Below are 1,599 nucleotides of genomic sequence, written 5' to 3' on the forward strand. Positions count from 1 at the left end.
CAACCATGTAGACGACGGCAGTGGCAGCACCCAGCCATGCATCGATTGAGAGGTTCCACATCACCCAGGCGATGTGGAAGGCCCAGAAGATGATCGGGGAAAGGATCCCAATCGCCTTCTGCAGCTTGATGCGGTTGACGACGATGTTGTTCTGGGAGTGAGGCAGGGGCAGTCCATGGCCATCAGTCTGGACTCGCTGATTGTCCTCAAATACCGGGCCGCAGCTGGCCTAACCCAAGAGCAGCTGGGTTTTACCATTGGGGTCACCAGGTCCTCGGTATCGGCTTGGGAGAACAAGCGAGAGACACCGAGCTTTCGCACATTGGGGACCTCAGCGAAGCACTGAATCAGTCCCTGAATGCATTTTTCCGAGGAACCAGCAGCGCTCAAATGAAGGGCACGAGATCTGGCCCGCATGCCACGACGAATGAAGAAAAGGCCCTTCTTGCGAGGCGACCGCCGCATTCATCTCGCAGGCCCTAGTGGACATCAAGCTCCACACCTCTGGAGGAGTCTGTTCCTTGGATCCGACCTACCGTTCCGTGTGTGTACGATGTTTAATTAGTTTGCCGGTGGCGGGATCAAGCATCTGTGCTTTCGCAAATTCTGTAATTTGCGTCTCGCTAGGCTTGGGCGGGGGAACTTCCGCTTCTCGCTCTACTAGCCATTTAAGCTTCCCTGACCAAGGCGGCAAAATAGCTGGGGGAGGAGGAAGAATATCGTTCACCTCGAGAGCCCTTGGAGTTGCGTACGAGTAATTAGCGAGTGTCCTCCAGACTCTTACGTACCGATCAGAGCGCTCTACATCCTCCGTCTGACCCAAGTAGAACAATTCGTCCTCAGGGCCTTTTGCTCGGAAGGCATGACCCAAGAATGATGCCGCGCTAGCGCTTCCGGCGCGCACTCCCAACTGGAAGGCGTGAAACGACTCTTCGTAGCGCCCATACCTCCTCCGATACACTCCCAAAGCGACAGCTGCGTCTCCATTCCCTTGCTCGGCCGCGCAAAGATACATCTGCATGGCAACTTCTGGAGCAGCGCCACTTGGCTCGAGCCTAGTACCAAGATAATATTGGGCATTCGCGCTACCCTCATCGGCCGCCTTGCGGAAATAGACCAGCGCGGCGTCTTGATCTTGCTGCAAACCCGACAGACCACCCCTTAGGTAAGCAGCAATAAAGAAGTACCCTGTCGCAACTCCATCATCAATCAGCTTCTTGCTGAGCCGAAGAGACTCCTCCCCCCGCAGCGCATAGCGCCCCTGCACACTACCATTCTGCAAGTTTATGTTTGCTTTAGCGTGACCATTCTCCGCTGCGATCCTATACAGCCTCTCAATTTCAGCGTTCACTCCCGAATCCTGATTCAGCAAATTGCTATCCTGCATCCAGCGGGCATACTTGAAGATCTGATCCAGCTCCTTCGAGGAATCAGGGACATGCTCATGTACGCATACAAAGGCAGGACTATATTTAGCTGATGGCAAGGCCCTCTCGGCTGCTATGTGGATGGCGACATCCTTAGAAACTCCACCATTCTCCACGGCAGCAGTGAGACCAAGTCCGGCAACTGAAGAGTCGATTTGAAACGACGCTGCCC

The 1,599-nt window shown here is 54.8% G+C and carries 2 protein-coding genes; one reads left to right on the top strand and one right to left on the bottom strand.

Features of this window, described 5'->3' with window-relative positions:
* The first annotated feature begins 175 nt into the window (after nucleotides 1-175).
* On the top strand, nucleotides 176-346 hold the full coding sequence (locus DBR20_RS23290) for a helix-turn-helix transcriptional regulator (RefSeq protein WP_181393102.1): 171 nt from the start codon (nucleotides 176-178) through the stop codon (nucleotides 344-346).
* A 186-nt stretch (nucleotides 347-532) separates the two neighbouring features.
* Here DBR20_RS23290 and DBR20_RS15475 read toward each other — a convergent pair.
* Nucleotides 533-1,599: DUF6396 domain-containing protein (locus tag DBR20_RS15475; RefSeq protein WP_219927820.1), on the bottom strand; the 1,067-nt coding region annotated here is incomplete at its 5' end.

The sequence above is a fragment of the Stenotrophomonas sp. HMWF023 genome, from assembly GCF_003060985.1.
Classification (GTDB): domain Bacteria; phylum Pseudomonadota; class Gammaproteobacteria; order Xanthomonadales; family Xanthomonadaceae; genus Stenotrophomonas; species Stenotrophomonas lactitubi.

Coding starts and splice junctions, on each gene's coding strand:
- DBR20_RS23290 (WP_181393102.1), top strand. CDS start 176: ATGGCCATCAGTCTGGACTCGCTGATTGTCCTCAAATACCGGGCCGCA.